Source organism: Acidobacteriota bacterium (assembly GCA_021161905.1).
Lineage (GTDB): Bacteria > Acidobacteriota > B3-B38 > Guanabaribacteriales > JAGGZT01 > JAGGZT01.
Map to the genome: position 1 here is coordinate 59,837 of JAGGZT010000004.1, position 26,603 is coordinate 86,439.

Annotated in this window: 25 protein-coding genes and 2 tRNA genes; 12 read left to right on the forward strand and 15 right to left on the reverse strand. The window is 48.2% G+C overall.

What is annotated here, in order from left to right:
• The first annotated feature begins 105 nt into the window (after positions 1 to 105).
• The 7 genes from J7L64_00595 to J7L64_00625 all read left to right on the forward strand — a co-directional run bounded on the left by J7L64_00595 (position 106) and on the right by J7L64_00625 (position 5,252).
• Complete coding sequence (locus J7L64_00595) at positions 106 to 423, forward strand: hypothetical protein (protein ID MCD6450854.1); 318 nt, start codon at positions 106 to 108, stop codon at positions 421 to 423.
• Positions 420 to 608, forward strand: coding sequence for a Trm112 family protein (locus J7L64_00600; GenBank protein ID MCD6450855.1), 189 nt, complete (start codon positions 420 to 422; stop codon positions 606 to 608). Before J7L64_00595 ends, J7L64_00600 begins: the two co-directional genes overlap by 4 nt.
• Positions 580 to 1,650 carry a glycosyltransferase family 9 protein gene (locus J7L64_00605; GenBank protein ID MCD6450856.1) on the forward strand — a complete coding sequence of 357 codons (1,071 nt, stop codon included), beginning with the start codon at positions 580 to 582 and terminating at the stop codon, positions 1,648 to 1,650. Before J7L64_00600 ends, J7L64_00605 begins: the two co-directional genes overlap by 29 nt.
• A complete protein-coding gene (gene rfaE1, locus J7L64_00610; GenBank protein ID MCD6450857.1) occupies positions 1,651 to 2,667 on the forward strand; it encodes a D-glycero-beta-D-manno-heptose-7-phosphate kinase in 1,017 nt (338 codons plus the stop codon).
• 259 nt (positions 2,668 to 2,926) lie between these two features.
• A complete protein-coding gene (locus J7L64_00615) occupies positions 2,927 to 3,676 on the forward strand; it encodes a FliA/WhiG family RNA polymerase sigma factor (GenBank protein ID MCD6450858.1) in 750 nt (249 codons plus the stop codon).
• Positions 3,677 to 3,859: 183 nt separating this feature from the next.
• Positions 3,860 to 4,060 carry a flagellar biosynthesis anti-sigma factor FlgM gene (locus tag J7L64_00620; protein ID MCD6450859.1) on the forward strand — a complete coding sequence of 67 codons (201 nt, stop codon included), beginning with the start codon at positions 3,860 to 3,862 and terminating at the stop codon, positions 4,058 to 4,060.
• A gap of 61 nt (positions 4,061 to 4,121) precedes the next feature.
• Positions 4,122 to 5,252, forward strand: a complete 1,131-nt coding sequence (locus J7L64_00625) for a M48 family metalloprotease (protein ID MCD6450860.1) — start codon at positions 4,122 to 4,124, stop codon at positions 5,250 to 5,252.
• A 12-nt stretch (positions 5,253 to 5,264) separates the two neighbouring features.
• On the opposite strand, the gene pfkA is transcribed toward J7L64_00625, so the two are convergent.
• Complete coding sequence (gene pfkA / locus J7L64_00630) at positions 5,265 to 6,230, reverse strand: 6-phosphofructokinase (GenBank protein ID MCD6450861.1); 966 nt, start codon at positions 6,228 to 6,230, stop codon at positions 5,265 to 5,267.
• Positions 6,231 to 6,465: 235 nt separating this feature from the next.
• Here pfkA and J7L64_00635 point away from each other — a divergent pair, with 235 nt between their 5' ends.
• Positions 6,466 to 8,829 carry a discoidin domain-containing protein gene (locus J7L64_00635; protein MCD6450862.1) on the forward strand — a complete coding sequence of 788 codons (2,364 nt, stop codon included), beginning with the start codon at positions 6,466 to 6,468 and terminating at the stop codon, positions 8,827 to 8,829.
• Positions 8,830 to 8,831: 2 nt separating this feature from the next.
• Here the strand turns inward: J7L64_00635 and J7L64_00640 are convergent, their stop codons facing one another.
• Positions 8,832 to 10,052, reverse strand: a complete 1,221-nt coding sequence (locus J7L64_00640) for an ABC transporter permease (protein MCD6450863.1) — start codon at positions 10,050 to 10,052, stop codon at positions 8,832 to 8,834.
• 25 nt (positions 10,053 to 10,077) lie between these two features.
• Entirely contained in the window at positions 10,078 to 11,379 is a 1,302-nt protein-coding gene (locus J7L64_00645; protein ID MCD6450864.1) for an efflux RND transporter periplasmic adaptor subunit, read from the reverse strand.
• A gap of 163 nt (positions 11,380 to 11,542) precedes the next feature.
• Between J7L64_00645 and J7L64_00650 the strand changes: the two genes are divergently transcribed.
• Entirely contained in the window at positions 11,543 to 12,355 is an 813-nt protein-coding gene (locus J7L64_00650) for a formate/nitrite transporter family protein (GenBank protein ID MCD6450865.1), read from the forward strand.
• Between the two features lie 45 nt (positions 12,356 to 12,400).
• Here the strand turns inward: J7L64_00650 and J7L64_00655 are convergent, their stop codons facing one another.
• Positions 12,401 to 13,789 carry a M24 family metallopeptidase gene (locus tag J7L64_00655; protein ID MCD6450866.1) on the reverse strand — a complete coding sequence of 463 codons (1,389 nt, stop codon included), beginning with the start codon at positions 13,787 to 13,789 and terminating at the stop codon, positions 12,401 to 12,403.
• Positions 13,790 to 13,814: 25 nt separating this feature from the next.
• On the reverse strand, positions 13,815 to 15,329 hold the full coding sequence (locus J7L64_00660; protein ID MCD6450867.1) for a polysaccharide deacetylase family protein: 1,515 nt from the start codon (positions 15,327 to 15,329) through the stop codon (positions 13,815 to 13,817).
• A 166-nt stretch (positions 15,330 to 15,495) separates the two neighbouring features.
• Here J7L64_00660 and J7L64_00665 point away from each other — a divergent pair, with 166 nt between their 5' ends.
• Both J7L64_00665 and J7L64_00670 read left to right on the forward strand, forming a co-directional pair.
• On the forward strand, positions 15,496 to 16,662 hold the full coding sequence (locus tag J7L64_00665; protein MCD6450868.1) for a pyridoxal phosphate-dependent aminotransferase: 1,167 nt from the start codon (positions 15,496 to 15,498) through the stop codon (positions 16,660 to 16,662).
• 27 nt (positions 16,663 to 16,689) lie between these two features.
• Positions 16,690 to 18,702, forward strand: coding sequence for a transketolase (locus J7L64_00670; GenBank protein MCD6450869.1), 2,013 nt, complete (start codon positions 16,690 to 16,692; stop codon positions 18,700 to 18,702).
• Between the two features lie 75 nt (positions 18,703 to 18,777).
• Here J7L64_00670 and J7L64_00675 read toward each other — a convergent pair whose 3' ends face one another.
• Positions 18,778 to 20,289 carry a radical SAM protein gene (locus J7L64_00675; GenBank protein ID MCD6450870.1) on the reverse strand — a complete coding sequence of 504 codons (1,512 nt, stop codon included), beginning with the start codon at positions 20,287 to 20,289 and terminating at the stop codon, positions 18,778 to 18,780.
• 321 nt (positions 20,290 to 20,610) lie between these two features.
• On the opposite strand from J7L64_00675, the gene J7L64_00680 reads away from it, so the two are divergent.
• On the forward strand, positions 20,611 to 21,099 hold the full coding sequence (locus J7L64_00680; GenBank protein MCD6450871.1) for a hypothetical protein: 489 nt from the start codon (positions 20,611 to 20,613) through the stop codon (positions 21,097 to 21,099).
• A gap of 51 nt (positions 21,100 to 21,150) precedes the next feature.
• On the opposite strand, the gene J7L64_00685 is transcribed toward J7L64_00680, so the two are convergent.
• The 9 genes from J7L64_00685 to J7L64_00725 all read right to left on the reverse strand — a co-directional run bounded on the left by J7L64_00685 (position 21,151) and on the right by J7L64_00725 (position 26,597).
• Positions 21,151 to 21,666 (reverse strand): adenine phosphoribosyltransferase, encoded by a 516-nt coding sequence (locus J7L64_00685; protein ID MCD6450872.1) that lies wholly within the window; start codon positions 21,664 to 21,666, stop codon positions 21,151 to 21,153.
• A 22-nt stretch (positions 21,667 to 21,688) separates the two neighbouring features.
• Entirely contained in the window at positions 21,689 to 21,961 is a 273-nt protein-coding gene (locus tag J7L64_00690) for an acylphosphatase (protein MCD6450873.1), read from the reverse strand.
• Between the two features lie 38 nt (positions 21,962 to 21,999).
• Positions 22,000 to 22,077, reverse strand: a tRNA-Pro gene (locus J7L64_00695).
• Positions 22,078 to 22,128: 51 nt separating this feature from the next.
• On the reverse strand, positions 22,129 to 22,746 hold the full coding sequence (locus J7L64_00700) for a DedA family protein (protein ID MCD6450874.1): 618 nt from the start codon (positions 22,744 to 22,746) through the stop codon (positions 22,129 to 22,131).
• A gap of 3 nt (positions 22,747 to 22,749) precedes the next feature.
• A complete protein-coding gene (gene surE / locus J7L64_00705) occupies positions 22,750 to 23,508 on the reverse strand; it encodes a 5'/3'-nucleotidase SurE (protein MCD6450875.1) in 759 nt (252 codons plus the stop codon).
• Positions 23,509 to 23,535: 27 nt separating this feature from the next.
• A tRNA-Pro gene (locus tag J7L64_00710) sits at positions 23,536 to 23,614 on the reverse strand.
• 7 nt (positions 23,615 to 23,621) lie between these two features.
• Positions 23,622 to 24,017: a MerR family transcriptional regulator gene (locus J7L64_00715; GenBank protein ID MCD6450876.1), complete on the reverse strand. Its 396-nt coding sequence runs from the start codon at positions 24,015 to 24,017 to the stop codon at positions 23,622 to 23,624.
• Positions 24,007 to 24,315, reverse strand: coding sequence for an HU family DNA-binding protein (locus J7L64_00720; protein MCD6450877.1), 309 nt, complete (start codon positions 24,313 to 24,315; stop codon positions 24,007 to 24,009). The genes J7L64_00715 and J7L64_00720 overlap by 11 nt, the downstream gene beginning before the upstream one ends.
• On the reverse strand, positions 24,312 to 26,597 hold the full coding sequence (locus J7L64_00725; protein MCD6450878.1) for a carboxypeptidase regulatory-like domain-containing protein: 2,286 nt from the start codon (positions 26,595 to 26,597) through the stop codon (positions 24,312 to 24,314). Before J7L64_00725 ends, J7L64_00720 begins: the two co-directional genes overlap by 4 nt.
• Positions 26,598 to 26,603: the final 6 nt, after the last annotated feature.

Consider the following 26,603-nt stretch of genomic DNA (forward strand, 5'->3'; position numbering starts at 1 on the left):
TCTTAACATAAAAATAGCGGGTAACCAACCAATAACTTCGTCCTTGCTTTTGAGGCTTTCGGATGGTATCATTAATCAGCTAAAATTTAGAAAGGGAGGTTGGGAGTGAAATTGGATGACGACTTAAGAAAGCTGATCAACGAATTAAGTGAGGTAATCAACGAAGCGATCGAAACCTCTCCCTCATTGCGATCTGCATTAAGACGATTGAGACGGAAAGGATATAACATATTCCTTATCCTCGAAGCTACCATGGGAGGGAAAAAACTTCCCCTAACCCCAAAGGGAAACGGGGGCAAACGAAATACAAACAATAATAACAAAGTAAACCGCTACCGGCTTGAGATGACCAAATCCGATCGAGATTTCCTTAGAGCATTAAAGATAAGTCTCGACGACCCAAAAGAGAAGGGTGAGAAATGATAGACAAAGAGCTTCTCGACATCCTTGTCTGCCCTCTGTGCAAGGTTAAGGTAAAACTCACCAAGGATAAAAAGGGGCTCAAGTGTACCAAATGCAACCGGGTCTATCCCATTAAGGATGACATTCCGGTGATGCTAATCGATGAAGCAGTAATTGATGAGGGAAAGGAGACGATCGAAGATTGAGCCCCCGGATATCTCCTCGATCTCCCGGGTCCTGATAATAAGGATAAAATCAATAGGAGATCTGGTATTAACCACCCCTTTTCTTTCCGCCCTCCGTAAATGGAGAAAGAATTTATTCATCGCCTTTGTGGTAGAGAAAGCCTTCTCCCCCCTTTTCTCCTCTGATCCCCGGATAGATCTTCTCATCCCGGTTAAACGAAGCCCTTTTGGGACTCTCGCTACAGCATGGAAGATAAGAAAGATCGGCTTCGATCTCGTGATAAACCTCCACGGAGGAAACAGAAGTGCCCTTCTCACCCTCCTTGCTAAAGGAAAGACCAAACTCGGCTTCGAGCACTTCCATTACCCCTTCGTCTATACCCATCTTATACCCCATCCTCAAAAGTGCTATAGAACCGATAGAATACTCCATACCGTGGAGAATAACCTCTCATCGCTCCTCTGGCTTGGTATTCCCGTTGAAGAGAGGCCCAGGCTATCCTTGTTCCTCTCCAAGGAAATTGAAAGAAGAACGAAAAAGAGGCTTAATAGATTAGGGGTTAAAAACTCCTTCATCCTCATTCATCCTTTTGCCACCTTAAAAAGTAAAGAGTGGCCAGGAGAGAAATTCGCTGATCTCGGAAGAAGGATAAAAAACGAACTCCACCTCCCCCTAATCTTCGTCTCGGAGCCGAGAAGAGAGAAAGAACTGAAGGAAAAAATCATCTCCTTATCCCCTGAGCTACCTTATCTCATCACTCATACCCTTGATGAGCTTGTGGCATTGATAAATCATTGCCATCTATTCATAGGGAATGATGCCGGTCCCACCCATATCGCTGCTGCTCTTGGGAAGAAGATAGTAGTAATATTCGGCTCCTCCGATCATCGGCGATGGCACCCCTGGGGAGTAAAATACTCCCTTATCCGCCATCCCCTGCCTTGCTCACCTTGCCCCGGTAAAAGGTGTAGCGAAGATCCCCCTCTTTCCTGTATAAATAGTATCGAAGTGGACGAAGTCTTTAAAGAGGTGTTATCCCAGATAAATAGCGAGGAGGAGTAAGTGAAAGAAAGAGAAATTATCCCAAAAAAGCGAGCAGAGGAGATATTGAGAAATTTTCAGAGGAGAAAGATCCTCGTCATTGGCGATGTGATGCTCGACAGGTTCCTCTTCGGAAAGGCGGAACGGATCTCTCCCGAGGCGCCGGTTCCCGTAGTGACGATCGACCAGGAAAAGGTCCACCTCGGGGGAGCGGGAAATGTAGCTGCCAATATCTCGTCTCTGGGAGGTACTCCTCTCATAGTGGGGGTAGTGGGAAACGACCTCGAGGGGAGCCGGGTGAGGGAGTTGCTTCGCTCCTTAAAACTACCGGATGATGGGCTCCTGGTTGACAAGGAAAGAATAACTACGGTGAAAACGCGGATCATAGCTCACAACCAGCAAGTAGTGCGGACCGATTGGGAAAAGAAAACCCCACTTTCCCCTACAATGGAAAAGGCGATCGTCTCCCTCTTAAGCGATGTTTTGAATAATGTGGATGCAGTTATCGTTTCAGACTATGCCAAGGGGATGATAACCCCAAAAATTATGAGTTACATTTTAACTGAGGGGAGGAAGCGTGATCTCTTCGTCGCCGTGGACCCCAAAATAAAAAATAAAGAGCTGTATCGAGGCGCGGATATCATCACCCCAAATGTAAATGAGGCGTCCGCATTAAGTGATATTGAGATAGGGAACGAGGAGGAGCTCATTAGAGCCGGGAGAAGGATCCTTCGCCAATTCCGCCTCCGAGCGTTGGTCATCACCAGGGGAGAGAGGGGCATCAGCCTCTTCCTCCGGGATAAGGATAGTGCCGTTCATATCCCTGCTGAGGCTCGCGAGGTATACGATGTTACCGGAGCTGGCGATACCGTCATCGCCAGCTTTACCCTGAGCAAAGCCTCTTCCGCCTCCTGGCAGGAGGCAGCGATAATCGCTAATTCGGCAGCTGGAGTGGTAGTGGGAAAGTTGGGTACTGCCACGGTAAGCATCGATGAGCTCGAGGAAAGTCTTGGAATATCCGGAGAGCTTTTCTTATAGCAATTTCCCCTCTTTTTACATAAAAACTAAATTTTTTGGACCTAACTGCCGATAATATCAAATGAGAGAGAACCTCACTGGCTGGTTGGGCAACAATCTCTCCCTCCCCTTAACTGCCCCCTTCTCAGCTACACCCAACCAGCCTACTACAGGTAAATCTGCATTAGTTGTTGACATTTTCTCTTCATTTAGTATAATAAGAAACAACTAAGTCTCCTCTGAGCAGCTCCCCGGGGGAAAGTGCTTCTTTAGGGGAGAAATGAAGAGGGGAGTTTTTTCCTTTCCGCTTTCTCTCAAGGAAAGAGAAAAGGTAGTAAAATACCTTCCTTTGGTAAAAAAGGTTGCGCGGCAGGTATTAATCTCTCACCGCCTCCCTTACACCGTAAAGGAACTCTTAAGTTATGGAGTAATTGGGCTGATCGATGCCTGCAAGAAGTTCGACCGGAGAAGGGGAGCCAGTTTTGAAACCTACGCCAGGCTTAGGATAAGGGGAGCTATCCTTGATGGAATGAGAGCAGCCGATTGGCTACCTCGTTCTATACGGAAGAAGAAAAAGACGATATGGCGAGCCCTCTCTAAGCTCAGGGCTCAGCATAAGGGAAGAGTTCCTATAGATGAGATATGTAGATACTTAGGGATAGATAGCGACAAATACAGAAACTCCTACTTAGAAGCGCAAAACACCTTTATCGGGAGTTTAGAAGAATATTGCTTAAACGAAGAGGAGGGAAAAACCCTCCTCGCCACTCTGCCTGATAATAAGGTAAAAGACCCTTTCTCAATCTACGAGAAGAAGGAACTGAAGAATACCTTAGCTAAACTGATCGATGAGTTGCCATCTCGAGAGAGGATGATAATCTCTCTCCATTATTATGATGAGCTCAGTATTAGAGAGATAGCACATATCCTCGGGCTATCGGAATCGAGGACCTCCCAGCTCCATGCAAAAGCTATCTCCAAATTGAGAAAAGGTCTTAGGAAGATTTTGAATAAGACGGTTGCCCCTTAAAAAACCGTTCATTAAAAAAGAGAGATTTTGCTGCCTTCCCTTCGATGAGCTGATATTTTGCACCTTTTTCTATGGCTTTTTGAACATAAAGGTGAAATTAGGTTATAATACAACATTAATAATTAGCCGATCTAATGATATGGGTTAGTTGAGGGGAGGAGGTGGAAAATAAACGGATGAAGGATGGAAAGAGGGAAAAATTCCACCCCTCCTACGGATAATGGTTCTTCTCCCAGGGGACCGGCGAGGAGAAGAAAAGCTATAAAGAAGATAAAAAGAGCGGTTAAGGAGAACAAATATTTCATCTCCGCAGAGAAGATAGCGGAGAAGATAATTGAGAAATATTTTCTAACATCTCAAACCGATGAAGGAAAAACCAAGTAAATTACTCTCATTCATCTTGATCCCCTTTTTGTTCCTCCTACCTACCCTCCAGCAGAAAAAGGTGGGAAGTGGATTTTCCCTGTTCTCGGAGAGGCAAGAGCTCGAGATGGGTAAGGAGTTCGCTAAAAAGGTGGAAGCGGAATCGCCGATCCTTGAGGATCCTATCATCACTTCGTACATCGAACATTTAGGACAGAGCTTAGCTGCGGTAAGCGAGCGGAATAACATCCTCTATCATTTCAAGGTAATAGACAGCAAAAAAGTAAACGCCTTTGCCCTTCCAGGAGGATATGTTTATATCAACCGGGGATTACTCGAGATGGTGGAGAACGAAAGTGAATTGGCTGCAGTAATAGGCCATGAGATAGGTCATATCGCTGCTCGCCACGGAGTGAAGCAGTTATCAAAAAGGCTTCTCTTCGCTGGAATAGTTATTGGAACCAGTCTGCTGGTAGGGAAAAAGAGTCGAAAATGGGGAAAAATCACCGAAATAGCCGGCTCTCTTGGGATGTTCGTGGGGATGATGAAGTACTCTCGCGATGATGAGCGACAGGCGGATCACCTGGGATTAATGAACATATATCACGCTGGCTTCAACCCTGAGGGTATGGTTCTCCTGTTTAGGAAATTTGCTCAACTGCACAAAAGAGAGCCTTCCAAAATAGAGAAGATATTCTCCACCCATCCCCCTCCTTCGGAGAGGATCGCCTATACCAAAAAAGAGTTAGCCAACCTCGACTATAAGGGGCGTCCTTTTACCATCTCTCCCGACTTCTCCCAAATGAAGGAGGAGCTCAAAAAACTTCCTCCTCCTCCGGAAGAACAGGGAAGATTGAAAAAGACCTTTGAGATCGACATACCAGCGGATAAAGCCTGGACCGATACAGGGATAACACTCTGGAATAACGACTATATCATCATCGAAGCGGAAGGAGAAATAAACTTGGGAAAATATACCTCTACCCCCAATGGAGGAGACAAGAGAAGCTTCTTTGCCCCCTTAGGGAATAAGGGTTTGGGCGCTCTAATCGGAAAGATAGGAGAAAATGGGAGACCCTTCTACATCGGGGAAAAGCGAGAAGGAAAGGTAAGGGGTAGGGGAAGGTTCTATCTTGGGATAAACGATTCCATCTACAACGACAATAAGGGAAGCTATCGGGCGAAAATAACGCTCATTCGAAAGTTTAAATGAGGGTGCTCCCTTCTAACTGAGAACCTTTATCAACCGGACGAGTTCCTCGTCGATCGGTTTTTTCTTTTTCCAGGTATCAGGAAAAGGGGTGGTTACAAGCTCCCTATTAACCTCGCCAACCATAACCCCCCTTACCCCCTCAAGCAGTGTCTCCACCGCTTTAGAACCGAGCTTGGAAGCTAAGATCCGATCAATGGCGGTGGGAGCACCTCCTCGCTGAACATGGCCTAATATGCAAACCCGGTAGTCGATATCTATCTTCTTCTTCACCTTCTCTGCTACGGTGAAAGCTCCACCTTGTTCATCTCCTTCTGCCACGATGATGATATAGCTCCTCTTGCCCCGCCTCAGCCCCTCTCGAATATCCCGGCAGATCTCATCGATATCGGTCTTGAGCTCAGGTAGCAACACCTCCTCAGCACCCGAGGAGATCCCTACCTCAAGGGCAATAAAACCAGAAAGGCGCCCCATCACCTCGATGAAGAATATCCGCTCAAAGGAAAGAGCGGTATCCCGAATCCGGTCAATGGCATCGAGGGCGGTATTGACCGCGGTGTCGAAACCGATGGTATAGTCGGTGCCGTAAATATCATTATCTATGGTAGCGGGGATACCCACGATAGGTATATCGTGCTCCTTAGCGAGCTCCCAGGCTCCCCGGAAACTACCATCACCACCGATCACTACCAGCCCTTCTACCTTCTCCCGCCGAAGATTATCTGCTGCCCTCTCTCTCCCCTCAGGCGTTTTGAATTTCTCTGAGCGGGATGTTTTCAGGATAGTGCCTCCGCGTTGGATGATGTTGCCTACTGCTAAGGAATCGAGCATAGTGAAATCCCGCTCGATAAGACCAGCGTATCCCCGGCAAATCCCCACCACCGAAACCCCTTTAGCCAAAGCAGATCTAACCACCGCCCTAATTGCTGCATTCATCCCTGGCGAATCGCCACCTGAGGTAAGGACGCCTATCTTCTTCATAACATCACCCCTTTTAGAGAATCTTTGCTTATCCTCTGCCTTATTCACTATAAAAAGAAACAACGGAAAAATCAAGAGAGGAAAAAGTCAAACCATAATATGTTCTTAAATCGACTAATTGCCTAACTCGTTTACAAAAGAACCAATATCCTCCAAGATTCTCGTTGACAAATACCAAAAATCAAGCTATGAAAAATAATGTCATAATTTTTAGGGATCATATGAACAAGGAAAAATGAATAGCAAAAAAACAAAAATTCTTTTTATAATCTTCATTTTCTTCCTGCTTACCTCATTCTTCACCTATCCTCTAATCTTCAGAATGGGAAGCTGGGTACATGATTTGGGCGATCCTTTGCTCAACAGCTGGATCATCGCCTGGGATATCCATGCCCTTACCACAGACCCCTTAAATCTCTTCAACGCCAACATCTTCTATCCCCTTTCCAAAACCCTAACCTATTCAGAAAACCTGCTTCCAACCGCCATAATGGCTGCTCCGATTTACCTTATCAGCGGAAATCCCATCTTAGCTTACAATTTCGCCTTTCTGCTCTCTTACATTATCGCCGGAGTTGGCGCTTATCTTTTGGTTAAAAGGATAACGAAAAGCGACCTCGCCGGTATCTTCGCTGGCATCGTCTTCGCTTTTAACCCGTTCAAGATGGACCACCTAAGCCACTTACAGATACAGAGTTGCGGGTTCATCCCCTTTACCCTACTCTACCTTCACAAGTTCATCGAGAAACCCACCGTGAAGAACTCGTTCTTCTTATCCTTCTTCTTCTTCCTGCAAGCCCTTTCTTGTCTTTATTATGGACTGTTTTTAGCGGTCTCGCTCTTTCTCATTACAATACCCCTCCTCCTTGTTGAACGAGAAAAGATAACCTTAAACACCGCCACCAAACTCATAATCGGCGCCTCACCACCGATCCTATTGCTCATCGCCATCGCCATACCCTATCATCAGGCGTTTTCTAAACTCGGCTTCGAGCGTCCCATCCTCGAGGGGGCGAACCTGACAAGCTATCTCGCCACCTCCTCAATAAATTTAATCTACGGTAAGATTACCGCCTCCTTGGGCAATCATGAACTAAGGCTCTCCTTTGGGATTATCCCTATACTTCTAACCCTCTTTCTTCTTAAAAAACCCCTCCTCAAAATGCTTCGTTCCATATGGACCTTAAGGGCGGGAAACGGCAAATGGGCCAAGAGAGGCTTCATCACCCTGGATATATTGATGGCGATAAGCGGATTTAACTTCTTGTTCACTCTCCTTCTTGGAGGGTATGTATTAAAGCTGGGAGCGCTCAAGATATCCTCTCACTCTCCGATAAACTCGTTTTATATCTTTTTCATCCTTTTCCTTATAAAAGTAACCTTAGTCAATCGAAGGATACTCCCCACTTTATCCGAAGAGGGCAAAGCGATCGTAACCTACTCCTTCCTTGGTTTTTTCGCCCTCCTCTTCTCTATGGGGAAAACGGTCTCCCTCTTCGGCATAGAACTGGGCAAGGGTCCTTACCACCTCCTTCACAACTATGTTCCCGGTTTCAGAGGGATAAGGGTACCAGGGAGATTCGCCATTATAGTGGGAATAAGCCTCGTTGTTCTCTCAAGCATTGGCTTTAAACGATTGGTTCTTGCTCGGGGAGGAAGAAAATCCATCATTATCGCCTCCATAATCCTCATCCTCCTCTCCCTGGAATATATATCCATTCCCCTTCCAATGGAAAAGGTCCCGGTAGGGAAGGAGGTTCCTGAGGTCTATCGGTTTCTGGCTAAGGAGAAGGGTGATTTTGCCATCGTGGAGATCCCCTTCCTTAGACCCATTCCCCAAGAGGCGATATATGTCTATTTCTCCAGTTATCATTTCAAGAAATTGGTAAATGGATATAGTGGATATTTTCCTCCCACTACCTACTTCTTCCACTACTACGGAAGAAAATTCCCTAACCGGGATATAATAGACATCCTTCAATATATAGGGGTCAAATATGTGGTGGTTCATTTAGATAAAATGGGCAAACATAAAAGGAAATACTTCCGGCGAAACCTAGCCCACTTTGGAGAAGAACTTAAGCTTAAAAAGAGGTTTGGCTCTGATCTTCTCTTTGTCCTCTCCCCTCGTAAGGTAAGTTTGCGCGAGATAAAGCTCGACCCCACCAAGGAAATTCCTCCCTCTTTATGGAGGGCGAAGGCTAATTTCTCCAACGAATGTGTCAGAAACGCTTACGATCGAGATTACAAAACCCGCTGGTCTCCGGGACGACCTCAAAGCCCAGGGGAGATATTCGAGGTAGAATTCAATAAGAGGGAGAAGGTAGCAAAGATCGCCCTTACCCCAGGCGCCTATACCCACGATTTCCCAAGGAAGATAATTATAGAAAAATCGGATGACGGAGAAAATTGGGAAATAATCTCTCCCGTTCGCTCACCCGCATCATTTCTCTTTAACCAACTACTCGAAAACCCAAAACATCCCTGGCAGGTGTTCATCTTTCCTCCGGTAGAGACGAAATACCTTCGTCTTCTCCAGATGGGGAAGGACCCGGTCTATTGGTGGTCGATATACGAGATCACCTTCTATCGGGAGTAGGGCTACTCATAACGAAGCGCATCTATAGGATCGAGAAGAGACGCCTTGCGCGCCGGATAATAGCCGAAGAATATCCCCACCCCGGCAGAGAAGAGAAAGGCAAGCCCGATGGAATTCAAGGAGATCAGACTGGGCCAACCGGCAAAAGAGGAGAGCAACTTGGAACCTATTGTTCCACAAAGTATACCAATAATTCCCCCGGTGATGCTCAAGGTAAGTGCCTCCACTATGAATTGGAGCAAGATATCACGCCTTTTAGCCCCAACCGCCCTCCTTATTCCGATCTCCCGTGTTCTCTCAGTCACTGAAACAAGCATTATGTTCATAATCCCGATACCACCTACGATGAGGGAAACGGAAGCGATACCTGCTAAAAGTAATGTCATCGTCTTGGTGGCTTCTCCCGCTGCCTGGGATATGTCGGAGAGGTTCCTTATCCAAAAATCATCCTCCTCAGAAGGAGAGAGATTATGCTTCTTTCTGAGAAGGGCTCTTATCTCCTCCTCTGCCTCATCGGTCTTATCCTCGGATACTGCGGAGACGAGGATTCGTCTGATATGGTCGATGCCGAGGAGCCTTTTCTGGGCAGTGGTGTAAGGGACGATGATAGTGTCGTCCTGATCATGACCTCCAAATGACTGTCCTCGCTCCGAGAGAACACCGATAACGATGAAGGGGATCTTTCTTATCCTTATCACCTTGCCGATCGGGTCTTCTTCCTCAAACAAGTTAGCAACAACCGTCTTCCCCAATACGCAAACCTTGGCTACTGCCCGGATCTCCGATTTACCGAAAAACCTTCCTTCTTCAACGGGCCACTTTCTTATCGCAGGGAAATCCTTTCCTGTTCCCGCTATTGAGGTAAACCAGTTCTTATTCCGATATACGACCTGTGCTCCCAAAGTAACATAGGGAGAAGCCATCGCCACCGAAGGACACTCCTTCACTATCGCCTCCGCATCCTCTGCCTTGAGGCTCACTGCGGATTCTAACCCTCCACGAACACCGCCTCTAAAGGTACTTCCTGCCGAAACATAGAGGAGGTTGGTCCCCAAACGGACAAAATTCTCCTTCACACTGGCGCTCGCCCCTTGCCCGATGCTCACCATAGCGATCACTGCACTCACCCCAACGATCACCCCAAGCATAGTAAGGAAAGAACGCATCTTATTTGCGGAAAGGGCGCCAAACGCCGTCTCTAAGATTGGAATAAGACTGCTCATTTTTCTCCTCGGGATAAGTTTGAACCTACCGCCTTCTCCGCGGAGGACCGAAAGGACCAAACCTAAAACGTGCGGAAGAGCTCCTGTTGGAGCTATAAGATCCTCTCACGCCAACTACTACCACATCCCCTTCCTCAACCCTTCCCCGCACAATTTCGGTATAGTTATCGTTTGAAACACCAATAACTACCGGTGTGGGGACGAGTTCACCCTCCTTTAACAGCCAGATCACCTTAAACCGTCTCCTTCCTCCAGCTCGCCGTCCTTTTAAATTGGCTTGCTGGCTTCGCGGAGAGTTGATATTTTCCCCTCTCTCCCTTCTAAATCTTTTAGCGAGCTCCTCCCTCAATTTCTCCGGAGACAAGTTCGGAGGCTTGAACTCAAGCGCCTTATTCGGCACCAAAAGCACATCCTTCCTCTCGGCAGTAATTATGGAAACGGTAGCGGTCATCCCTGGCCTTAGCTTGAGGTCTGGGTTCTCCACCTCGATTATGGTATCATAGGTAACTACATTTTGAACCTCAACTGGGTTGAATCGAACCTGAACCACTCTTCCCGAAAAAAGCTCTTCAGGATAAGCATCGACCACAAAAGTAGCCCGCTGTCCCTCCTTTACCTTACCTATATCCGCCTCGTCTACATTGCAATCCACCTGCATTTTGGTAAGGTCGTTGGCGATGAGGAATAAGACCGGCGCTTGAAAGGAGGCAGCTACCGTCTGCCCCACATCCACATTCCTCGCTATCACTATCCCATCTACCGGGGAGGTAATCACCGTATGTTCAAGATCCACCTTGGCGGAATCGAGCGCCGCTTTAGTTTCCGCCAACCGCGCCTCAGCCGAGCGAAGATCCGCCTGCGCAGAAAGGTAGGCATCCTCGGCGGCATCCCTCTCCTCCTCCGACAACATCCCCTTCTTGAAAAGCTCAACCGCCCGCTTGTACTTCCTCTTCATAGTCATAAGATTTACCTTTGCCTTATGAAGAGCTGCCTCCGCCATCTTATAGTTCGCCTCCGCCTGCTTCACCCGAGTGATGAACAACGATTGCTCGATCTCCGCTACCACCTGTCCCTTCTTAACCCGGGAATTAAAATCAGCATAGAGCTTGGCAATCCTACCTGATACCTGACTCCCCACCTCGACTTGAGTAATAGGGCTCAAACTGCCGGTAGCCATCACCACTTGTTTCAAATCACCCCTTTTTATCTTCGCCGTCTGGTACTCGAGTTTGTTATTCTCTCCTTTCTGGATGAAGGTATAACCAACAACGATGATGGCAATAGAACCGATGATCCCGATCAATATCCCTATGGTTTTCTTCTTCATTTTTCCTCTCCGAGGATTACATTTTAACATACTCCAGCATTATAAAGACACATCTTGGTGAGAAAAAGTTTAAATCCGTTGCTAAATTTAGTTGCATTGAGGAAAGAAATTTCGGAAAATTTCAAGTTATGCCGAATCTCAAAACCTTCTGACGGAGGGAAAGATGGAAAAATTATTTCTTACCCAGGAAGAGATAGCTCGTTCAATTGATGAAGCCTGCCAGAAAAAGGTTTCCTTCTCCTTTATGAGGACATATGTCTTAGCCATATTGGCAGGGGTCTACATTGGGTTTGGAGCACATCTCTATACAGTGGTGACCACCGGCGAGCTGGGAAAATCTTGGTTCGGCTTAAACAAATTCTTGGGGGGAAGTGTATTCAGCGTGGGCTTGATGCTGGTCATCATCGCCGGCTCTGAGCTATTCACCGGGAATTCTCTCCTCTCAGCTGGGGTAATAAGTGGAAGGGTAAAACTCCGCCAGGTCTTCCGGAATTGGGCTATCGTCTACTTCGGGAACTTCACCGGCTCAGTACTTCTCGCCCTTATGATATCCAGAAGCGGGATCCTAAAAGGGGCAGTAGGGGAGAATGCACTCAATATAGCCTATTATAAGGCAACCGCTCTCTCCTTCAACGAAGCGCTCCTTCGCGGAATAGGCTGTAATTGGCTGGTGTGCCTCGCCATAATCCTCGCCACCTCAGCGAGAACCACAGCGGGCAAGGTGTGGGGAATATATTTCCCCATTATGGCGTTCGTCGCTTCCGGCTTCGAGCACTCGATTGCCAATATGTACTTCATTCCTGCCGGGATATTCATCAAGAGTTTAGTCGGAACTAAAGGTATCTATACCGCCTTGAATTGGACATCTATGTTCTTGAACAACCTGATCCCGGTAACTATTGGAAATATCATCGGGGGTGCTTTATTCGTGGGGCTTCCTTACGCCCTTCTTTACGGGAAAACCAAAAAAGGCTGAGGTTTTTCTAAACCTCAGCCTTACTCCCCAGAAAATACCCAAGCACTACAGCTTGAGGAAGCACCACTCCTTACTATAGGGGACGCTGCCCATTAGCACCCCTTTTTTCTTGGTAACGAGTAAGCAATCGCTCGGATTGTAGCCGAAGCCATTTTCTGGATCGTAGAGGCCTGGCTCAACGCTAAAGGTCATCCCCTCCTCAAGAACGGTATAGTCCCCTAAAGCGATGTAAGGAGGCTGATGCCCCTCCATCCCCTGTCCATGAGCAGGGCGATGGTAGATGAGCTTTTGAAGCCCCATCTTCACCTGATAATCGTGGATCTTCTTTGCCACATCAGAGCAGGTGACACCGGCACGGGAGTCCCTCTCTTGGATATAGACGCACTCCGTCACCACATCCCATACCTTTTCTCGGTATTCATCCCAGGGGTAAATCTGGAAGCAACGGTAAAGCTCACCACCATAACCCCCTATCCTGACAACACCGGCTACCTGAAGGGCGTCTCCCTTCTCTATCTTCTTGTAGAAGAATTGATTGGGATGGGGATAAGCGGTAGCCACACCAGTACGACAGGCTATGCCGATGGTGATCCCTACTGCATTATGTGGTCTTCCATCGTGCTTTATATCCTTCATTATTAGGTCAACCCCGTACTCCCGAGTAGCATTAGCCACCTCGAAGTCGGTGGCGTCGGTTCCGTGTTCCAGGATATAGTCCCGGGCAAAGGCATGGATCTTACTGAAATAGTCCATCGCCCGCTGGATGAGCGCTATCTCCTCCGGTGTTTTCACCATTCGCATCTTGATGCAGATATCGCTTATGTTGACGAACCTCGCCTTGGGAAGAACCTTCTTGATCTTCTTGAGCTCTAACGGGGTAAGCTCCCTATCGATCCCTATCATCTTATCCCCAAAACCGCGCTTCTTGATCCCGGAAAGGAGCCAAAGGAAAAGATCGACAGTTTTGCCCTGAACCACTTTGCCGAGATTAGGGAATCCACCCTTTGCATGAAGGTAGTCGAAGTAATACTCACTATCGGTGCACCACCAGGAGGTAACGAGGTCCCGATCGAGCCCCGGATGATACCAGAATATGGCATCCTCCCGAACCGGAATAAGGACATTGAACGGCCTTTCAGTAGTGGTGTGGAAAAGACCGGTGAAATAGATTATATTCCATCTGTTCTGAAGAAGGATAGCATCCACGCCCCGCGCTCCCGCCTTCTCCTTCAGTCTTCTAACCGTCCTCTTGTACCAGGAAAGGGGAAGGCGATCGAAGTCAGCCACCGGGGGATGCTCCTTGCTCTTTACGAGTAAAGCCTCTGACCCCTTATTACCAAATTTGACCTCGGGAAGGGGAAGTCCTCTACCAAAGCCTAAAGCAGCAACCCCTAAGCCCGCATTTTTTATAAAATCCCTCCTCGTTAAACCCATCCCACACCTCCTTATGACTTGGGGTTCACCAGCCCCCTTCAGGATGAAGAATCGCCGGCTTAAGCGTCCACGCCTGGAGCCGGGCAAGCTCTATGAGATCGGGGGCGGAAAAGCCTTTAGGGAAAACCGACCATTGCCAAATATCTCTTCCAAAGACATAACGCTCAAAAGAAGGATGCCCCTTCACAATAGGAAACTCCTTTCCCACCTCCTCTCCCGAGAGAACCCGCTCGGTCACCCAGCCCAAGGTGGCGAGAAAATCGGCCGGAGCGAGCTTCACCTTTCCTACCTCGATAAAATTGGGTATCCGATGCTCCTTGGAGAACACCTTCTGAAGCCGGTTTACCGCAGAGCAGAAATCGGAGCGCAAAACCCTCTCCCCAGTGGTAGTAATGCGAGCAGTTGGTCCCTCAAATATGGGGGTTAATTTTACCCTGTTGGGTATTTTCCCCTCCTTTTCATAAGAGGCGAAGAAGTTAACCAGAACGGAAAACACCTCGCCGGGAGAAAGGGAATAGCCATCCATAACAACAAAAGAGATGTTATCCACCACGGAACGGGCAAGAAGAAGTACTGAAGAGGGGGGATAGGAGGCTTCAGGAGCAAGATCGCGATAGAGATGAAGGAGTTCACTGCCTGAAACCGATCTTACCCCGGGAAGGGAAAGGAGAAATTTGGTATATTCATCGAGATGCCTAAAGCTTAGCTCTATCTCCTCTTTTGAACGGAGAGGCGGTTTCACCCATTTACCAGGTGGGGTATTCTTCCCCTCCTTGAAGTTAAGCCTATCCCAATAGGTCTTGGTAACGAACTCCAGAGGATGAGAATAGGTGCTTATCACTCCGCCACCCCGTTTCCTTAGAAGCGACCAAGCCCGTTTTGCCTTTTCTTCTGCCCTTTTTAAATCATCCTCAGTAGCAAGGGCATGGAGTTTTATCACCGTGCTCCTCATTCGGTAGATATTGAGTACGCCTAAATACCAGAAGGGCTGATTATCTATCCCTATGTGATCCCCCTCATCGAGGTAAAGCTTTATCCCCCACTCCCTGAGGACAGGGTAAACCTGCGGTGCCCAAGCGGAGCCAGGTTGTCCATAACAGATGGGGACTCGTCCAAATACCCTCCTTACCGCCAGCTCCCCCTTCTCCTCGCGCCGTTTAAACTCAGCGACGCCTTCAGCAAACCCCTTTCCCTTCAGATACTCTCCTATAGTGGGATGTATCGAATGATTGTAGCTATGGAAGCCAACTTCATGGAAAGCGAGGGCGGAGATGACTTCGGACAACCCCTTTTTCTCTATCTCCTCAGCCTTCATCCCTACCACCTTAAATACCGCTTTCACCCCATTCTTCCTCATAATCTCCGCAATCCTTATCGCTGCCTCGTTGCTGGGATTCCCCGAGATATAATCCTCATAATCGAACCAGAAAACGACATAAACCGGAGGAGTATCCTTATCCTTTGCGGTAGCAGGTGCTGAAAGGAGCAACCCAGGCAAAATAATGACGATGGAAACGAAAATGACCAAATATTTACGCATTGGAGGTCTCCTTTAAGAGAAGTGTTATAGGTAGAACCCTCTGGATTTCAAATATATCAGTCCTTTCTTCGAAAAGTCAACCAAGAAGCAATTAGGGTTGAAACTCTCCTTTGACTTCTGGTATAGTAAAAAGGTCTTTATATTTTTTACTTATAGGAGAGGAATAATGAAATTAGCCAAGAGAATGAGCAGATTAGGTACTGAGACCGCCTTCGAAGTATTGGCGAAAGCCAAAGAACTCGAGGCACAGGGAAAAAGTATAATTCACCTCGAAATAGGTGAACCAGATTTCGACACTCCGAAAAACATCCGCAAGGCGGGTGTTGAGGCGATAGAGAAGGGGTGGACTCACTATACCCCAGCTGCTGGTATACCTGAACTGAGAAAGGCGATCGCCGAATACATAAGCAAGACGCGGGGGATCGAGATTGACCCTAAAGAAGTGGTCGCCGTTCCCGGTGGTAAATCAATAATCTTCTTCACCATCCTCGCTCTGGTGGATGAGGGGGACGAGGTCATCTATCCCAATCCTGGCTATCCCATCTACGAATCGGTGATCAACTTCGTAGGAGCAAAGGCGGTTCCCATTCCCCTAAAGGAGGAGAAGGATTTCAGGCTCGATATCTCAGAACTCGCGGGGCTGATCACTGACAGGACGAAGCTCATCATCATAAACTCCCCTCAGAACCCAACTGGTGGAGTACTCACCGAAGACGATCTCTCCCAGATAGCTGAGCTCGTGAAGAAACATGACATATATGTTCTTTCAGATGAGATCTATAGCGAGATCCTCTATGATGGGGAGAAGCATCATTCGATATCCAAGGTGCCGGGGATGAAGGAACGGACGATCATCCTCGACAGTTTCTCCAAGACCTTTGCTATGACCGGTTGGCGTCTGGGCTATGGGGTAATGCCCGTCGAGCTTGCGGAACAGATCACCAAGTTGATGATAAATTCAAATTCCTGCAATGCCGGTTTCACCCAAAAGGCAGGGGTGGAAGCACTTACCGGTCCCTGGGATGATGTAAGGGGTATGGTGGCGGAATTTACCAGGAGGCGCGATGTCATAGTCGAGGGATTGAATAAGATACCCGGTATAAGCTGTCGCAAGCCGAAGGGTGCTTTCTATGTCTTCCCCAATATAACGGGAACGGGAAAGGACAGCAAGTTTTTGGAAAGCTATCTCTTGGAGGAAGCGGGGGTAGCGGTTCTCTCGGGGACCGCTTTCGGGAAATATGGCGAAGGTTATCTCCGGCTTTCCTATGCTAATTCCTTAGAGAATATCAAAGAAGCACTCTCTCGGATAGATAAAGCCATCCGAGCACTTTAACCGAATCTCATCTCAAGGAGGGAGAAGATGCCAATAATCGATTCCAAAACAGGAAAGGTGGTAAAAAAACTATCTCCAGCTGAGCTCAAAGAGGCAGCCAATCTTATGCGCGCTTACACCTTGGTAGCGCTTGCCGCCGCTCGTTCGGGCCATTCCGGAGGAAGTCTTTCGGTTATGGACATTATGGCTGCTCTCTATCTCAACAAGATGCGGATCGATCCCAAAAACCCCTATTGGGAAGATCGCGACAGACTCATCCTCTCTACGGGCCATAAGGCGCCAGCCATCTATATGGCGATGGCGTTTGCCGGATATTTCGATCCGGAAGAGGTTATGACCCTAAGGAAGCTGGGGAGCCCCTTCCAGGGTCATCCCCATTGGAAGAAGCTTCCCGGAATGGAGGCTTCAACCGGCTCCCTGGGACAGGGGTTGAGCATTGCCATTGGTATCGCCCTGAGGGGTAAGTTGGATAATAAAGACTATCGGGTCTACTGCATTATGGGAGACGGCGAGCAACAGGAAGGGCAGATATGGGAAGCGATAATGGAGGCGGGACATTACAAGCTGGACAACCTAACCGCCATAGTGGACAAAAACCGGCTCCAGATAGATGGCTGGGTACGCGAAGTAATGGATATCGACCCCTTAGCGGACAAATATCGCTCCTTCGGCTGGGAGGTAATCGAGATCGATGGCCACAACATTGAGGAGATACTGGAGGCGCTGGATAAGGCAGAGGGGATAAAGGGTAAACCCACCGTGATCATCGCTCATACGATAAAGGGTAAAGGGGTCGACTTTATGGAAGACCGGGCGGGTTGGCATGGCAAAGCACCTACTGTAGAACAGATGAAGGAGGCACTCGCTCAACTCAAGGTGGATCTGCCGGTGGACAAACTCCTCGCCAAGGCTGAAGAATACCAGAAGAAGGTGGAGGAGAAACTCAACGCCAAGATGCCCAAGTTCAGCCGGAACTACTGGTGGAACGAAGCGAACAATATGAAGGTGGATATGGAGCCCACCAGAATGGGCTTCGGCAAAGCGCTCGATGAAATCGGTGATGACGAACGGATCATTGCCCTCGGTTGTGATATTTCCGGTTCGATCAAGATAAGCGATTTTTACGCCAACCATCCGGAGAGGAAGAACCGTTTCCTCTCAATGGGGATCGCAGAACAGAGCGCTACCGGAGTAGCTGCGGGGCTGGCTAAAGAAGGAAAAATCGCCGTATTCGGAACCTATGCCGTCTTTTCTGCGGGAAGGAACCTCGACCAGGTGCGTACGACCGTTTGTTACGGCGATTTCAATGTGAAGATCGCTGGAGCCCACGGCGGGGTTTCCGTTGGTCCTGATGGGGCTACCCACCAGGCATTGGAGGACCTCTTCCAGATGACCGGCCTCCCAAATATGCGGGTAGTCGTCCCCTGTGATTCCATCGAGACGAAAAAGGCAACCAAATATATCATCCTCGATCTGGTGGGACCTGCATATGTCCGATTTGCCCGAGAGGCCACTCCGATAGTCACCACTGAAGAGACCCCCTTCGTCTTCGGTAAAGCAAATGTTATAAGGTTTCGAGAGGAGAAACCTCGATTCATCGATGCCTTCGAGACGAAGCTGGAATCGGAGTACACCTCAGAAAACGAAGACATAACCATCATCGCTTGCGGACCAATGGTACCCGAGGCGATGCGCGCTGCTTACATCCTGAAGAAGGAGCACGGGATAGAGACAAGGATAATAAACCTCCACACTCTGAAACCGATCGATGAAGAGGCGATTATCCGTGCTGCCCGTGATACCGGGGTCATCCTCACCGCTGAGGAACATCAAGTAGGAGGATTGGGAAACCGGGTGGCAGCGGTAGTGGTTCGTGCCCGGGAGCTCTATAAGAAGCCGATCTTGATGGATATGGTTGGAGTTGACGATCGCTTTGGCGAATCTGGCTATCCCTGGGAGCTAATAAAGGAATTTGGCCTCTCCGCTGAACACATCGCAGTAAAGGCAAAGGAGCTCTATGACATAAAGAAAAAGGGCTAATCGGTCCTAACAACCTTGCTTAGAGAAAATAAAAAGGGCGGGTTTTCCCGCCCTTAATTTTCCCCCCAATAAACACTACCTTTCCTGCCTCTTTCTCCACTCCTCGAGTGGGATGGCGAATTCCCGTTCTACTCGTTCTCGATTGGTAGGACCTGAGTTGTAGCTGCAGAAGGGGTATATCTTGCCGTCAAGTGTGGAGTAATGGATAACACAACGACGAACCCTCTCCGTCTGGTAATTGTAAGCGTCCATAAAGTGCATCCCAGCAACGAACATATAGCTTATCCTATCTTTCCCCCATTTACCGCTTCTTCCTATCTTTTTATCGATCAACCCGTAGAGAGATTCGATAAAGTCGAAGTAGGAGAGACCAGGTGGAGCATACTTCTCCCGATAATATTTCTTAAAGTTATGGTAAAAGAGAAGTTTTGCAGGAAGTTTAAGCCAAGAATGTTCCAGCCTCTCCGCCCGTTCATAGAGCTCGGTAAGGAACCCCTCGACATCAACGAACCTGGTAACTGGATAAACATTACCATCTTTGTCAATGTAGATAAATGTTCCCAATCCACAGTGAGGATGGCAGGTAACATTCACCATTTTAGTCCCGGTAAGTGCCTTTATGAATTTGGGAAAAGGAGAGACGCAACTCACTGGATACCAGTCGTCCTTGGTAGAGATAAGACCTGTTTGCTCCTCAATACAGCGCGCCATATCGGGAAGGGTAAACCGCATTTTCATCCGCTCAGTAGCATCTATCCTCCCGGTGAAGGTAACCGGCTGGGCACTGATCCCGGAGATCACATCTCGGTTCTCGATGGCATAAAGGAGGATAGGACCAACCTGATGATCGTTAATCGTATTTACTATGGTGGGAACAAGAACTACCTTCATCCCCGCTTTGCGGAAGTTATCCACCACCTTATCCTTGATGGCGAAAAGCTTTCTCCCCCGCGTTTTCTCATAAACTGTGTCATCCACCCCATCAAACTGGAGGTAAATGGTATGAAGGCCTGCTTCCTTGCACCGAAGGGTAAAATCAAAATCAGCGAACTTCAAACCATTGGAGGCCACCTGGATATGAGTATAACCCAACTCTCTTGCTGCGGCTATTATCTCCACAAACTGGGGGTGAAGCGTTGGCTCGCCCCCGGCGAACTGAACCGCAGTGGCGGGATCTGGCTTCTCCTCGCGAGGACGTCTAAGCATCTCCAACACCTGATCGAAGGTGGGCTCCACCACGAAACCAGCAGCATTAGCATTGGCAAAGCAGATGGGACAACTGAGATTACACCGATTAGTGAGATCGATGTTGATCAAACAGCTGGTACTGGTATGAAGATTACAAAGACCACAGGAATAAGGGCAACCTTTGGTATTCTCGGTAAGGGGATTTTCAAACCCTTCCCCATCCATAAAGTGCCACCGCTCTGCCTTAAGATACAGGTCCACATCCGACCAGTAGAGGTCCTTGAAGTATCCATGCTCGGGGCAGGTCTTCTCCATCATCACTCTACCGTTTTCTTCGAACATACGCGCCGGAATCACCTTCAAGCATTCAGGGCATAGCGATTCCACCGTTTTTGGCAAACCACGGGTGATCGGTTTTATAGGGGCGCCGGTACGAGTCTGGCGTATCTCCCTTTTCTCCTCTACCGCTGTCCCACCATTCCTCAGCGTTTTCCTCAAGTTAGAAAGTATCCCCATCTTCACACCCCCTTGAAAATCTTTTTAGAATATGCTCTCTTCTTTTTTGAGAAAAAAACTCTTCCTCCTTCCAATTTAGAACTTATTATACCACAATAACCCAGGGGAAAGACAAAATTTAAAAATTTTTTCCTTTTTATCTCCGCTATAATCTGATATAATTATTGTGAAATCTGATAATTAGGTGGGAGAAGGGGGTTCCTTATGAAGAAAATAGCAATAGGGGTGAGTATCTTATTGGTAGCTTCACTTGCTTATGGTGGCGGTTTTTTGAAAGGTGGGATAATCGTTCATCCCGATGTGGGGGGAATCTCCGAACGATGGCTCATCTCCACAGGAAGTGACTATTACATCGGAGATATGGTGGCTTTGGGACTTGAGATCCAAACCGCCTACCATAGTTCGAATAACATCAGCTCCGTACCCCTAAATGGGTTCATCAACCTGAAGGTAAGACCCAACCTTTCTGGGGTAAAGCCGGTGGTAGGAGTAGGATTTGGCCTGATGAGCAATCTCCTTTGGGGAGATAATGTTGACCTAACCTTCTCCAAAAACACAGGGATGCATCTCATCGGAGGACTTGAATTCGGAATGAGTCATGGACCCGCTTTTACTGTAGAGCTACAGGCACTCCGTTCATTCGCTACCGGCGCGAGCTTTACCTATGTTATCTTGGGAGGCGTGAGGTTTTAATAAAAGACCCCCCTTCTTACTCTGCCGAGCAAAAGAAGGGGGGGTCGCTTATTAAAATTCTATAAGTGAGAAAACATCGTAATCCCTAAGCTTATTCCTTCCCTTCAAGAAAGTGAGCTCAATAAGAAAAGCCACCCCTAAAACCTTACCGCCCAGCTTCTCCACCAACTCACAGGCTGCTTTCGCCGTTCCCCCAGTGGCGATTAGGTCATCCACGATGAGAACATTCTGCCCCGATTTTATTGCATCGCGATGGAGCTCGATGGAATCGGTGCCATATTCGAGCTCATAGGTGGCGGAAATCGTCTCTGCGGGGAGCTTCCCCGGTTTCCGTGCCGGAATGAAACCCACCCCCAGCTTATAAGCAACTGCAGCGGCGAAGATAAAACCTCGAGATTCAATCCCCAACACCAAATCGACCGGTTTCCCCTCAAAGGGCTCAGCCAGGCGGTCAACCGCTTCCCGAAATGCCTCTTTATCCTTCAAAAGAGTGGTGATATCTTTAAAAATAATACCTTTCTTGGGAAAATCTGGTATATCCCGAATCTTCTCGGCTAAATTTGTCACTGGTTATCCTCCTTTGGGATGGTTAATATTTGACCATAAACGACTGATATGAACCCTTCGGCGTCTCCTCCTTTACCTCTACGGAAACGACAATAGCCGCCGGAGGACCTTTGGAGAGCCGGTGATAAAACTCCTTGATCCTCTCCTTCTCCCCCTCGGCATAAACCTCTACTCGGCCATCAGGAAGATTACGAACCCAACCGGTAATGTCGAGCTCACTCGCCTGAGCAATGGCGAAGTAACGAAAACCAACCCCCTGCACCCTTCCCGAGATGAAAAACCTTCGGGCAATCATAAAGAAGACCTTACTTAAGAAAAAGTTAAGAGCAACAATGGTCGGGGCGAGAGGATTTGAACCTCCGACCTCCTACTCCCGAAGCAGGCGCGCTAACCAGTCTGCGCTACGCCCCGACCACTCTGCTAAAAATATAAATTAAAACCCCTCCCCTGACAAGCCCCTTTTTATTTGAGCAAATGCTTAACAAGGAGGAACCCGAGGACCAGAGCGACCACAAATATGATGGTAAGGAGGTTGAAATAGCGTTCAATGAACTCCTTTATTTTGGCGCCAAATTTATAGATCAAACCTCCAACCAAGAAAAAACGGGCAGAACGACTAATTGTAGAGGCAACAAGAAACACCACAAAGTTTATCTTGAACGCTCCCGCCGCTATGGTGAACACCTTGTACGGTATAGGGGTAAATCCGGCGATCCCCACTGCCCAGGCGTTATATGTCTCATAAAGATGCTTTATCCGATAGTACTCATTCATTACCCCATAGAAGGTAAGTATCCGCTCGCCAACAAGGTTGAAAAGCTGAAGCCCGATATAGTAACCGAACATTCCACCGATCACTGATCCTACAGAACATATCGCGGCGTAGAAAAAAGACCGCTTGGGCTTGCTGATCGAAAGGGCGATGAGGAGAACATCAGGGGGAACAGGGAAAAAGGAGGATTCGGCAAAAGCGAGCCCGAATAAAGCAGGGCTCCCATACGGGGTCTCTGCCCAATGAAGAACCCAATCGTACAACCTCCGGATGATATGAGGACGCTTCTCTGAACTGCTTTTACCCATTATTCATCCTTCAAGAAACGAGGCAAATTCCTTTTCCCAATCCTCTTTCAACTGGGGAAGTAGTTGGTAATCCGTCAAATCGAGCTTAAGGGGGGTGATTGAGATATAGCCTCTTTTCAAAGCGCCAATGTCAGTATCCTCCGGCTCTCCCTCGGGATAATGTTGGGGACCAATCCAGTAATAGAGCTTCCCTCGGGGGTCAACCCGCTCCAGAACCGATTCCCCTCCGCTTCTCCTTCCTTGTCGCGTGATTCTGACCCCTTTGATCTCGGAAGAGGGCACATTGACATTGAGAAATCTCCCTGGGGGAAGGGGGGATTTAATAAGTTTAGAGGATAAAACCTTGGCGAACAAAGCTGGCTTTTTGAAATCACCATCGGAATCCTCAAAAGAGATGGCAAAGGATGAAACACCGAGCAACGCCCCCTCCATAGCTCCTGCAACGGTGCCCGAATAGGTGATATCGTCAGCAAGGTTCACCCCTCTGTTTATCCCGGAGACAACAAGGGCAGGCTTTGCTGGAAGCAATTTAAGCACCCCAAGGAGAACGCAGTCGGTAGGGGTGCCACATACCGCATATCTCTGAGGGGCGATCTTCTCCGCTCGGAGCGGTTGATTAAGGGTAATGGCATGGCTTACCGAGCTCACCTCTCGCTCAGGAGCCACCACCCATACCTCGCCTACCGCCTCAAGCTCCTCAGCCAACATCTTTATCCCGGATGAAAGGATACCGTCATCATTGGTCACCAATATGATCGCCATAATTCCCTCGTGAAAGATAACAAAAAATGGTCGGGACGAGAGGATTTGAACCTCCGACCTCTGGACCCCCAGTCCAGCGCGCTAAACCAGCCTGCGCCACGTCCCGACCCGATTCATTTATTAACATCTCGCTCCAAGATTGTCAAGAGATCGCTAAGCTCTTTTTTCACCCTCCTCAATATATCCCTTGCCTCATCCCCGCCAGAGGCAGAAATGGGGGGAGCTCCCTCCTTTCTCCTTCCAGCCAGCTCTTCAACGAGTTTCTTCCTCGCACCAGCGATGGTGTACCTCTCTTCGTAAAGGAGTTTCTTTATCTTAAGAACAATCTCGACATCACGGCGGGAATAAATCCGCTGTCCCGAAGAATTCTTCTCTGGGGAAAGGGGTTTAAACTCCGTCTCCCAATACCTAAGGACATAAGGGGGAACACCAACGATTTCCGCCACTTCTCCTATCTTAAAGTAGAGCTTTTCGCCCAACATCCTGTTCTTAAGCTTATCACTTGTCATAACGGGTCATCCGGGTGGAGTTCAAATTGAGACGCTTCACAAAAAGCTGGGATGGCTTAAACACAACCGAGTAGTGTGAGGGAATCGACTGTCTTTCCCCTGTTTGTGGATTCACCACCTCCCTTTCGTTCTTCCTTCTTATAAAAAAAACCCCAAAACTGGATATCTTAACCTTCTCCCCCCGTTTCAACCTCATAGCGATTAGGGAGAAAATAAGGTCCACCAGATTAAGCGCCTCTTTTTTTAAAAGCCCCCCATGCCTGTGATATATCACCTCAGCCAAATCCTTCTTTGTCATCGGAACAACTCCACATCCCTCTCCTTAAGCACCAGAGGAAGGGTTATCTCGTCACCTGACTTTAACAATATCACCTCGTCCCTCCTCCCCACCCCCTCCTTAACCGCGCTAAGCTGATAAGCTCCTGGAGAGACCCCTTTTATAAGGTAATCTCCCTCCTCTGAGGAGAGGGTGGTAGCAACGAGCTTCCCCTCCCGATCGACCAGCTTCACGGTAGCCCCAGAAACAAAGGTGCCCCTGATAGTCAACACCTTTCCTCTTACTATACCACCTGCTGAACCAAATCTTTTAAAGGGAACCTCGATAAATTTATCCATCCCAGCAAAAACTTCCACCTCCCTCGTCTCCTCAGTATATCCATCCTTTAAAAAGGAAAGGGAGAATCCCCCTTCGGGAAGCTTCAGGAATTGGAATTTCCCCTCATTGTCGGTGAAGGTAGCGTCCTCATAGGAAAGGTCCCCTCTACCTTTCAGTATCACAATCACCTCGCCCACTCCTTCCTTGGTCTCATCGTCCAAAACCGCTCCTCGCAAAACCCCATAGCCGGGAGCGAGCTCGAGCTGTTTCGAAATAATTTTGGAAGCACCAGGAGTGAAGACCGCCCGCGAACGGAAAACCCGCTTATAGCCCTCTTTTGACGCCTGAAGTATATAATTTCTTCCCCGCTTCAAATCGGAAAACTCAAATTCTCCGTTAGCACCCGTCTTGGTGGTCCTCACTTCCTTGGTGCTCTCATCTATTAGTTCGATGGTGGCATCGGGAAGGGGGAATTGATTAGTGGTATCGTAAAGTTCCCCAACCACTTTAAATACCGGCTTCTCCAGGATGAGCTCCACCGAAACTTCCTCTCCCGGACTAATAGCCAGGATTTTCTTCGACTCGCTTCCCGAAAGATAGCCTGAGGCGCGAGCGGCTATAGTGTATGTCCCTGGGCGAACCTCATCGAAAGAAAAAGAGCCATCAGGAGTACTCCTTACCTCCTTTATCACATAACCCACACCATCGAGGATGTCAACTCGCACCTCGGGAAGAGGCTCACCAAAATCCGATAAAACCCTTCCTTTGACCTTACCCGGAGCCTTTATCTCAGTTTCAGCAGTAATATCCCCTCTCCCCTTTGAACCAGAAGACCTCGGCGAAAGCTTTACCGTAGGAGTTTCATCTCCTAAGAGGGCTTCTTCCTCTTCCGCTTCCTCTAAAGAAGTAGAATCGATAGGTTGAGGCACCGCTAACGGCTTTCTCCTTGCGGAGTAAAACCTTAAGACCCAGTAAGTGGCAAGACCAGCAGCACCAGCCAACCCTATGATTAAGAGGATACCCATTAGCTTGCCAAATATCAGAGACTTAACCCTAAGCTCGAAGACAACTACCTTGAACCCCCCATTAAGCGCCTCCTCAGGTAGAGCTATCTTCCTTCCCGTCTCATCCCAACAGGGAGAGCCCGGATTGGTATTGCTTACCTCCGATATCTCCCGCACAATGTTGCCCTCAGCATCCATAACATATAAACTCACTAACGCCCATTCCTTCTTGGCACAATAGGCTATAAGATTACCATCGGGAGAATAGGAGAAGGAGATAAGACCCGGGATCTTTCTCACCAGCCTGATGTCACTACCGTTAAAATTCATCTGGTAGATCCCAAGGTCGTTGTAAAGACCAGAGATAAAAGCTATTCTACCCAATCTCCTGGGACAACTCGGTGAGGAGGCATAGACTAAATCCGTAAGCTGGTTAAGCTCGCTTCCATCCCGGTTCACTATAAAAATCTGCCGATCCTTAACAAATACCAATCGCCTCCCTTCTGGGGTCCAGGCTGGCTCGGTTCCTCCTTTAGTGTTAGGAAGAGGAAACCTCTCTCCATCAGGCAGGGAAAAGATAACCAAATCGCTATCCTCATTTAAGAAACGAACGCAAACGATAAACTTACCATCAGGCGAGAACCTGGGGAAGCTATATCTGACCGGAACCTCTACCTTTCTCCTTCTCCGGAAAAGGACCACCTTCTCCTCATTTGAGTTGGTAAGCCGGCGAAGGGTATCACCCTTCAGTTCATAGATGAATATATCCTTCCCATTATCAAAGGCGACCGACTTGCCATCGGGAGACCAATCGATATGGGCTATAAGGGAAATACCCTTGAGCTTCTTGGCGGGAATGAGGTCCATTTGCTCAGATGGCTTCAACCTTTCCAGATCCTTCTTGGAAAGCCCCTGAAACCCAAAGAGGAAACACTCAAAGCCAAGAAAAAGGAAGAAGATTGCGAAAGTCTTACCTTTCACCTTTAT

What these genes read in the sequence shown, in the direction of transcription:
- J7L64_00620 (MCD6450859.1), top strand. Translation starts at nt 3,860, where the DNA reads ATGGAAAGAGGGAAAAATTCCACCCCTCCTACGGATAATGGTTCTTCT.
- J7L64_00680 (MCD6450871.1), top strand. Translation starts at nt 20,611, where the DNA reads ATGAAGAAAATAGCAATAGGGGTGAGTATCTTATTGGTAGCTTCACTT.
- J7L64_00600 (MCD6450855.1), top strand. Translation starts at nt 420, where the DNA reads ATGATAGACAAAGAGCTTCTCGACATCCTTGTCTGCCCTCTGTGCAAG.
- J7L64_00605 (MCD6450856.1), top strand. Translation starts at nt 580, where the DNA reads ATGAGGGAAAGGAGACGATCGAAGATTGAGCCCCCGGATATCTCCTCG.
- J7L64_00655 (MCD6450866.1), bottom strand. Translation starts at nt 13,789, where the DNA reads ATGGGTTTAACGAGGAGGGATTTTATAAAAAATGCGGGCTTAGGGGTT.
- J7L64_00650 (MCD6450865.1), top strand. Translation starts at nt 11,543, where the DNA reads ATGGAAAAATTATTTCTTACCCAGGAAGAGATAGCTCGTTCAATTGAT.
- J7L64_00640 (MCD6450863.1), bottom strand. Translation starts at nt 10,052, where the DNA reads ATGAGCAGTCTTATTCCAATCTTAGAGACGGCGTTTGGCGCCCTTTCC.
- J7L64_00715 (MCD6450876.1), bottom strand. Translation starts at nt 24,017, where the DNA reads ATGACAAGTGATAAGCTTAAGAACAGGATGTTGGGCGAAAAGCTCTAC.
- surE (MCD6450875.1), bottom strand. Translation starts at nt 23,508, where the DNA reads ATGGCGATCATATTGGTGACCAATGATGACGGTATCCTTTCATCCGGG.
- J7L64_00700 (MCD6450874.1), bottom strand. Translation starts at nt 22,746, where the DNA reads ATGGGTAAAAGCAGTTCAGAGAAGCGTCCTCATATCATCCGGAGGTTG.
- J7L64_00635 (MCD6450862.1), top strand. Translation starts at nt 6,466, where the DNA reads ATGAATAGCAAAAAAACAAAAATTCTTTTTATAATCTTCATTTTCTTC.
- J7L64_00720 (MCD6450877.1), bottom strand. Translation starts at nt 24,315, where the DNA reads ATGACAAAGAAGGATTTGGCTGAGGTGATATATCACAGGCATGGGGGG.
- J7L64_00665 (MCD6450868.1), top strand. Translation starts at nt 15,496, where the DNA reads ATGAAATTAGCCAAGAGAATGAGCAGATTAGGTACTGAGACCGCCTTC.
- J7L64_00690 (MCD6450873.1), bottom strand. Translation starts at nt 21,961, where the DNA reads ATGATTGCCCGAAGGTTTTTCATCTCGGGAAGGGTGCAGGGGGTTGGT.
- J7L64_00660 (MCD6450867.1), bottom strand. Translation starts at nt 15,329, where the DNA reads ATGCGTAAATATTTGGTCATTTTCGTTTCCATCGTCATTATTTTGCCT.
- pfkA (MCD6450861.1), bottom strand. Translation starts at nt 6,230, where the DNA reads ATGAAGAAGATAGGCGTCCTTACCTCAGGTGGCGATTCGCCAGGGATG.
- J7L64_00670 (MCD6450869.1), top strand. Translation starts at nt 16,690, where the DNA reads ATGCCAATAATCGATTCCAAAACAGGAAAGGTGGTAAAAAAACTATCT.
- J7L64_00615 (MCD6450858.1), top strand. Translation starts at nt 2,927, where the DNA reads ATGAAGAGGGGAGTTTTTTCCTTTCCGCTTTCTCTCAAGGAAAGAGAA.
- J7L64_00645 (MCD6450864.1), bottom strand. Translation starts at nt 11,379, where the DNA reads ATGAAGAAGAAAACCATAGGGATATTGATCGGGATCATCGGTTCTATT.